The organism is Sphingobacterium sp. UBA7253 (assembly GCF_002472745.1).
GTDB lineage: Bacteria > Bacteroidota > Bacteroidia > Sphingobacteriales > Sphingobacteriaceae > Sphingobacterium > Sphingobacterium siyangense.
The window spans coordinates 1-8,085 of record NZ_DKSP01000125.1; the positions used below are offsets into that span (position 1 = coordinate 1).

Genomic DNA, 8,085 nt, shown 5'->3' on the forward strand with positions numbered 1-8,085 from the left:
CACATTAATTTGAAATAGACATCATTTAAATGGCTAAAAAACTTCAGACTTTTTTTCTAGAATTCGCAAACATTCACCGTTTTTTGCTACGGTTTTGGCGCGAATTGGTAACTCCACCATATGAATTTAAAGAAATTGTCCGCCAGTGCTATGAAATAGGCTACAAATCTTTGCCTTTGATCAGTTTAACGGGGTTTATTGTTGGATTTGTCTTTACAAAACAATCGCGTCCTTCTTTGGAAGAATTCGGGGCGACTTCGATGTTGCCTTCGCTTATTTCGATTGCTATTGTTCGTGCTCTTGCACCGCTGGTGACAGCTTTAATAGCTTCGGGTAAAGTGGGCTCGCAAATCGGTGCGGAACTAAGTTCGATGAATGTCACGGAGCAAATCGATGCCATGGAAGTTTCGGGAACTAATCCATATAAGTATCTTATTGTAAGTAGAATATTAGCTACAACTATTGGGATTCCTGTACTATGTTTTTATGTAGCGGGTATAGGTCTTTTAGGCGGTTACCTAAGTATGATGAGTAAAGACGACTTAAGCTTTTTGAGTTTTTTTACGCAAGTATTTGAGACGATAGCATTTAAGGATTTAGGTGCTATGGTTTTGCGTGCGGTTATATTTGGTTTTACTATTGGAGCTGTAAGTTGTTATTGCGGTTATTTTTCTTCAAAGGGGACTGAAGGTGTGGGTAAGGCAGCCAATGCTGCCGTTGTAGCTTCGATGTTCCTTGTATTTATTGAGGAAATAATTATTGTTCAAGTTTTATCGTTCTTTGGATAGCGAGCTATGGAAAAGATTAAATCAACCATCGACCATTCGAAGCCGGTCATTGAAATTAGGGATGTTAGCAAGTCTTTCGGTGATAATCACGTCCTACGTGGTGTCAACCTGGATTTATATAAAGAAGAAAATCTCGTTGTGCTTGGACGTTCTGGAACGGGGAAATCAGTGTTGATCAAATTGATTTCTGGTTTATTAAGACCGGATGAGGGGACGATCAATGTTTTGGGAGAGTCAGTTCTTGAATTAAATGATCGCGAACTGCGTGAATTACGCTTAAAAATAGGGTTTTCTTTTCAGAATAGTGCGCTTTATGATAGTATGACTGTGCGCGAAAATTTGGAATTTCCATTGGTTCGAAATAAACGGAACTTAACACGTTCGGAGATCAACTACGCTGTAGAAGAGGTTTTGGATGGAGTAGGGCTTTCGCAAGCTATCAATCAGATGCCATCGGAGTTGTCGGGTGGACAACGTAAACGAATTGGTATTGCGCGCACACTGATTCTTAGACCTGAAATCATGATGTACGATGAACCAACAGCAGGACTAGATCCGATCACTTGTTTGGAGATTAATGGATTGATTAATGAGGTTCAGGAGAGGTATAAAACAGCATCAATTATTATTACGCATGATTTAGCTTGTGCGAAAGAGGTGGGAGACCGTATTGTAATGTTGTTGGATGGCAAGTTTGAAAGACAGGGGTCTTTTGAAGAGATTTTTGATACAGATGACGCACGTGTAAGAGCGTTTTATAATTATAATTTTATTCTATAATATACATGAGTAAGGCAGAAAATAAAAGAGCAATCATTGTCGGTATTTTTGTTTTTTTAGGCGTATTGATTCTTTTAGCGGGTATTTTTATTTTGGGTAGCCAGCAAAAGAAATTTACTAGAAATATCGAAATTACGACTTCATTTCCCGATGTCGCTGGATTGAAAGTGGGGAGTAATGTGTGGTTTTCTGGGGTTAAGGTAGGGATCATTAAGAATATACATTTTAAAAGCGTGCAGGATGTTGAGGTGGTATTGACAATCGAGGAGAAATCTGCTGAATATATTCGTAAAGATGCTGTAACAAAATTGGGCTCGGACGGTTTGATTGGTAACAAGATCGTAGTGATTTCTGGAGGGTCGCAAAATGCGCCAACAGTGGAGACAGGTGATTTCTTGCGTTCGGCGAAGACTGCGGACATGGAAGCAATGATGGAAACATTGCAGGTAAATAATGAAAACTTAGCAAAGATTACGACTGACTTTGTAGAAATATCACGTGGATTGGCGGACGGAAAAGGAATGGTTGGAGCGATGTTGACCGATACTTCTATGGTTAATACATTGCGTGCTACATTATTGTCAATCAGTGCTGCAATGAATAATGCGAATAAAGCATCTGCTAATTTGGTTACCTTGACAAACTCTTTAAATAGCAATAAGGGCTTGATTCATGATTTAACGACTGATACCGCTATATTCTCTAACCTGCGTCAGTCTGCAGCGCAGTTGCAAGGAGTTTCTCAGACAGCAAATGCATTGATAAACAATTTGAATAATGCTTCAAGTCGATTGAATGATAAAGATAATGCGGTGGGTGTGTTATTGAATGACCCGGCATCGGCAAATCAAATTAAATCGGCAATCAATAATTTAAATTCGAGCACATCCAAACTGGACGAGAATATGGAGGCATTGCAGCATAATTTCTTGTTGCGTGGTTTCTTTAAAAAGAAGATGAAGGAGGATGCGAAAAAAGCTGAGTTGCTTAAAGCGGACACTGCAAAGTAAGTTGTGTTAAAAAAGAACATAAGGAAAGGCTGTACGCTTGCGTAGGGCCTTTTTTAATAAATAATAGCGTCATTATGGGATCCAACTCAACAGGTCTTAGCACTGTATAGTATTTGGATAACCCTTTTATATTTGAAAGAAATGAATCACAGCGAAATAACCGATAAAGACGTCATTTACGAAGACAATCATCTCATCGCTATAAATAAGAAAGCCGGGGATATTGTGCAGGTGGATGAAACAGGAGACCTATCTTTAGAAGATATGGTGAAAGTATATTTGAAAAAGAAATATGATAAGCCAAATGAAGCATTTGTTGGTGTTATTCATCGATTAGATAGACCTGTTAGTGGTATGATTTTGTTCGCCAAAACAAGCAAGGCGCTAGAGCGAATGAATAAATTTTTTCAGGATAGACATGTGAAAAAGACCTATTTGGCAATCGTTAGACAGCGTCCGCGAAAAACTGAGGGGAAACTTATCAATTGGTTGGTTCGGAATAGACAAACAAGGGTAACAAAGGCCTTTCCACGCGAGGTGAAAGGCGGAAGTTATGCCGAGTTGGATTATACATTGGTGGGTGAGTTGAATGGATTCTATTTGCTGCGCGTAGAGCCTTTAACAGGTCGTACACATCAGATTCGTGCGCAACTTGCAGCGATGGGATGTCCTATTGTTGGTGATAATAAGTATGGATATCCAAGAGGCAGTTCTTTGGGCAGTATTTGTTTACATTCTCGTTCATTGACCTTTACGCATCCAATAAAAAAGGATAAGATGGAATTGATCGCTTCTTTGCCGAAAGATGGCTTTTGGGATAAATTTGAATCTTTGGCACGCTAATCGTTAAAATTTCAGTACCTTTGTGCTATGAAATGGTTTAAATATTTACTCCTAATATTTACCTTAAGCTGCTCGGCTGTGTCTGTTTCGTACGGACAGTGTGCGATGTGTACATTGAACGCTGAGAATTCTACGAAGGAAGGAAATATGCAAGGAAGAGGTCTGAATGACGGTATTTTGTTTCTATTGGTAATACCTTATCTAGCCGCGGCGGGCCTTGGTTATTTATGGTATAAAAAATACCGCAAGAAGAACCCCGTAACAAAGAAATTTTTAAACGAAATAAAATAGATTCTTAATGCCCACATCCAAATTCCATGCAATGATACATTCCAAATGTCCGAAGTGTCATATTGGTAATGTATTTGTAGGAAAGGTATACAGTTTACATAAGCAGCATATGAATGATACTTGCCCTTATTGTGGTGTCAAGTACGAGGTTGAGCCGGGGTATTTCTATGCTGCCATGTATGTGAGTTATGCTTTGTCTGTCGCTGAGATTGTTACTGTATCTGTTGCTATCGCAATTTTGACAGGAAGCGAGTCTCCTTGGTCTTATCTGATTGGTCTAGCTGTAACCATTTTGGTCTTCGCACCTTTTAATTTTAGATATGCCCGTTTGATTTTACTTCATTTTTTAACGCCAAAAATCAGTTATGATCCGCGCTATGAATTGGCGGCAGAGATAGGTGAAAAGAATAATAAGAACTTTGAAGAAGATGGTAACGATATTAATGAAATAAAAAAATAAAAGAGCTCCACAGAGCTCTTTTATTTTTTTAGATACTTCATGGTACTGTCGAAAAGGAACACCTTGTCTTTATATACTTCCGAAATGAGTTGTTGTAATGGAATTAGATGCACTTGCTGAAAATCTGCTATATGGTCTTCTGTAGGGAGTATAACTTGAATGCAGTAGGTCATACCTTCGTGTGGAGACTGTAGCATTTCCAGAAAATGCACTTGAAATTTTTGGGATTGCACGATATTATCCTGAATCCATGAAACGACCTCTTGATGGATTGTTTCTTCTGCTATAACGGAGACATTGTATAAAAACATATGCAAAAATACGCTATTTTTCTGCGATAAAAAAGATTCTAAAGGACAGAACCGAGATAAGTTTGAATATTACATTTAATTACTATATCTTGTAAAAATAAGGTTGCATTTCATGCAATTCCGTATTTAATTGCAATATTTGGAATAAATGATAAGGATGTATTTGGGATTATGAGGATGAAATTTTGGATAGGTTTGTTTTTTTCTGCCATGATCATGTTGGGGTGTCAACGACATAGTGTTGATCTTATTCCAATAAATCAATTTTTTTCTACACCTGAAAAATCAAATTTTAAGATTTCTCCAAATGGTCGATTTATCGCTTACATTGGCTTAGATAATCATTGCAAAAATATCTATTTAATAGATTTGATCAATAAGGATAGTTCCAAACAGCTTACTTATCAAAATGATATTAATGTAAAATCCTTCGCTTGGAACAATGATTCAAAAATTTCCTTTTTGACGGAACAATCTTCGCAGGACAGTTTACGTTTATATGCTGTGGACATCAACACAGAAAAGATTTGGCCATTGATTAAACCGGTACGAGGTCGGTTTCGATGGATTCATGCTATGGCGACCGGAGGTGATAGTTTTATAGCGGGAATCAACGATAGAGACTCTTCTTTTTTTGACCTTTATCGTATCTATTTAGACGGGAGGCCTCGGGAATTGGTTTTACAGAATCCCGGAAATATGAGCTCCTGGGTTGTATCTAATGATGGGCAGGTACGATTGGCTGTGGCCAACGATTCTGTACAGCAATCTGTGCTCTATAGAAGTTCAGAAAAAGAACCATTTAAAGAGATTATACGATGTGATGTTGAAAGTAGTTTTACTCCACTGGGTTATAAGGATAGTTCAAATGCCATCATTTATGCTTTATCCAATATAGACAGGGATAAACTGGCCTTGGTAAGTTATGATTTATTAAACCAAAAAGAGCTGGGCGAGCTATATAGTCATAAAGATGTTGACGTGAGCCCTGGGGGGTATTTCACTGAACAGAATAAGCTGTTATTTGTCAATTATAGCACATCAAGACAGAACAGACATTTTTTTGATGAGGCTACCAAAAAGAAATATGATCAATTGTCGAAGCAGATTGATGGCTTTGAGTTTCAGGTATTGAATACTGATATTTCGGGGAACAAGGTCATTATCAAAACCTATACGGACGTAAACCCGGGCGGGATTTATTTCTATGATTTTTCGACTCAAAAATTAACGAAGCTAACAGATAATAATTCCGATCTAAAAGACAAAGAACTTTCTCCAAATGAGTATATCACTTATACGGCGAGAGATGGCATTCAGATTTCGGGTTATTTAACTTATCCCATTCATTCCAATCGCAAAAATCTGCCTATGGTTGTATTGCCCCATGATGGACCTAACGGACGGGAGGTTTGGGGATTCGATAACGAAGCGCAGTTTTTGGCGAACAGGGGTTATTTGGTTTTTCAGATGAACTATAGGGGATCGACCGGTTTTGGTAAGAAGTTTTGGACTGCGGGATTTAAGGAATGGGGCGGGAAGATTCAGGATGATATTACTGATGGAGTAAAATGGTTGATTAAAGAAGGAATTGCTGATCGGGAACGTGTCGCTATTGTAGGGAAAGGTTTCGGAGGCTATTCGGCGCTACACGCTGCTTGTTTTAATTCTGATCTTTATAAATGTGCCGTGTCTTATTCCGGCTATACCAATCTGTTCACTTACTTTAGAGATATACCGCCATATTTTAAATCGTATGTGCAGAAAATGTATCAAGTAGTTGGGAATCCGATTCGGGAGGCTGAGCTATTTAAAAATATTTCACCTGTATTTCATTCGGATAAAGTAAAGATACCGGTGCTATTGGTACAGGGAGGAAAGGATCGGTTTAGTTCGGTAACAGATGCAAATCAATTTGTACAGAAATTAAAGAATAATAATATTCCCGTACAATACATCCTAAAAGAGGACGAGGATAGAACTTTTAAACGGGACGAGAATGTCTTTGGTTACTATAATGAGTTGGAGCGATTTTTGGCGAAATATCTTGTAGACTAAGGGCGGGAGATTATGAAAGCAGAGAAATATAGCTATCGAAAAAATTACGGATTATTGTTGATGTTTTTCATCGTGATTAGTGGTCTGTATATATTTGCCCTTTTTCTTTCGCGTAATTATACAGAATCGCATATTAAGAACGAATTTACCAATCGGAAATCGGAGATATTTGATCAAACCTTAGTCCCTTTCAATGATTTTTTTCAGAATAGAATTCCTGAAGTATCTTTTTATCAAGGTTTTTTGGATTCAGTCCAGGCGGGAAAATATGCATATAGTATATTAAGTTCCTACCCATTCGTTAGAGAAATTGGTTTTTTTGATTTACAATTTAATAATGATCATAACTTGAACTATGGTTTTATTGTTAATAACCTTAGAATTCAACCGAAAACCATTACTTTTTTTACCGTTTCCAGGTCTGGCCTGAATAAAAATACGATTCGGGATCGTGGACAGATGGGCTTGCATTCCGAAGAGATTAATAATATTGGTGTGAAGCTGGCAACTTATATCGATAAATTGCAACCGAATGCCAAGCTTTCTGATAAGGATATTCTGAAGGTTTTTTATACCATAAGACCTGGACAGATTACCTATCTGAATATTCCAAGGGTCAACGACTTAATAGTCTATAAGTCCATTATGGAAGGTAATTTGGATCATACTGTCGGATATGAACAGGATATGTTCAATTTTCAGATTGATCCAATGTATCTGGAAGTAAAAAATAGTTATTCAAATCTTTATGAGAAAGTAGAAATAGTGCCACTGGTTGGTGCTCCGATCACGCCGGAAAATGACGAGATTTCAACGGAGATGCCGTTACCTGGAGCGTTAGCAGACTACAAACTTCTTTTTAGGTCGAGTAAAAGTTTTCTGTCAAAAGAGATAAATCGCAGTTTTTGGCCGGTATTGGGAGGGGTATCCCTGATTTATATTATTTTGATTGCAATATTATATTTAATTTATAGAAATTTAGAAATTAACGGAAGACTTTTTAAATTGCAGTACGATTTCATCAATAATCTTACCCACGAGTTTAAGACGCCTGTGAGTGTTATTAAAATTGCTGGAAATAATATTAAGAGTGCGCAGGTACTCTCTGATGAAGAGCGGAAAATGTATGGAAATATATTAGATCAGGAGGCAGACCGATTAAATAACTTGATGAATAAGCTGTTGTCTTTTAGTCAGATCGAAAATAAAACCATAAAATTAAATAAAGAAGAAGTTGATTTGGAGGAATTTACCGAAAATCTAGTAGCTTCGTCAAGAATAAAATATGCGGATTTCAAGATTAGCACAAAAATTGATGTAAGAACATCAATGCTTGCAGATCCGGTACTGTTAAGTAGTGTGTTTCAAAATATGATCGATAATGCCTATAAATATTCGAAAGCGGGGCATAAAATCTTAGATATTGCGATACAACAAAACAAGAAGAATTTTGTTATCACTTTTAAGGATGAAGGAATAGGTATTGAGAAGGCAGAGTTTAACAACATCTTCAAAAAGTTTTATAGAATAAAAAGTCAATATAA

The 8,085-nt window shown here is 37.3% G+C and carries 9 protein-coding genes; 8 read left to right on the forward strand and 1 reads right to left on the reverse strand.

All coding sequences use genetic code 11. The features are described from left to right. Window positions 1-29 precede the first annotated feature (29 nt). From B2X72_RS12800 to B2X72_RS12825, 6 genes are all read left to right on the forward strand, one after another. Entirely contained in the window at window positions 30-788 is a 759-nt protein-coding gene (locus B2X72_RS12800; protein ID WP_075991659.1) for an MlaE family ABC transporter permease, read from the forward strand. Window positions 789-794: 6 nt separating this feature from the next. Beyond that, window positions 795-1,568: an ABC transporter ATP-binding protein gene (locus B2X72_RS12805; protein WP_075991660.1), complete on the forward strand. Its 774-nt coding sequence runs from the start codon at window positions 795-797 to the stop codon at window positions 1,566-1,568. 5 nt (window positions 1,569-1,573) lie between these two features. After that, window positions 1,574-2,578, forward strand: coding sequence for an MlaD family protein (locus tag B2X72_RS12810; protein WP_070567326.1), 1,005 nt, complete (start codon window positions 1,574-1,576; stop codon window positions 2,576-2,578). A 141-nt stretch (window positions 2,579-2,719) separates the two neighbouring features. Next, window positions 2,720-3,421 (forward strand): RluA family pseudouridine synthase, encoded by a 702-nt coding sequence (locus B2X72_RS12815; RefSeq protein WP_070567324.1) that lies wholly within the window; start codon window positions 2,720-2,722, stop codon window positions 3,419-3,421. 27 nt (window positions 3,422-3,448) lie between these two features. Further along, window positions 3,449-3,712: a hypothetical protein gene (locus B2X72_RS12820; protein WP_070567322.1), complete on the forward strand. Its 264-nt coding sequence runs from the start codon at window positions 3,449-3,451 to the stop codon at window positions 3,710-3,712. Window positions 3,713-3,821: 109 nt separating this feature from the next. Continuing rightward, the gene (locus tag B2X72_RS12825; protein WP_232475712.1) at window positions 3,822-4,172 is read left to right on the forward strand and encodes a DUF983 domain-containing protein; all 351 of its coding nucleotides are present in this window, start codon (window positions 3,822-3,824) and stop codon (window positions 4,170-4,172) included. 20 nt (window positions 4,173-4,192) lie between these two features. On the opposite strand, the gene B2X72_RS12830 is transcribed toward B2X72_RS12825, so the two are convergent. Then, on the reverse strand, window positions 4,193-4,483 hold the full coding sequence (locus B2X72_RS12830) for a DUF4286 family protein (protein ID WP_070567317.1): 291 nt from the start codon (window positions 4,481-4,483) through the stop codon (window positions 4,193-4,195). 177 nt (window positions 4,484-4,660) lie between these two features. On the opposite strand from B2X72_RS12830, the gene B2X72_RS12835 reads away from it, so the two are divergent. After that, complete coding sequence (locus tag B2X72_RS12835; RefSeq protein ID WP_088160663.1) at window positions 4,661-6,541, forward strand: alpha/beta hydrolase family protein; 1,881 nt, start codon at window positions 4,661-4,663, stop codon at window positions 6,539-6,541. Between the two features lie 12 nt (window positions 6,542-6,553). Continuing rightward, on the forward strand, window positions 6,554-8,085 hold a 1,532-nt coding region (locus tag B2X72_RS12840), incomplete at its 3' end, for a sensor histidine kinase (RefSeq protein ID WP_286849778.1).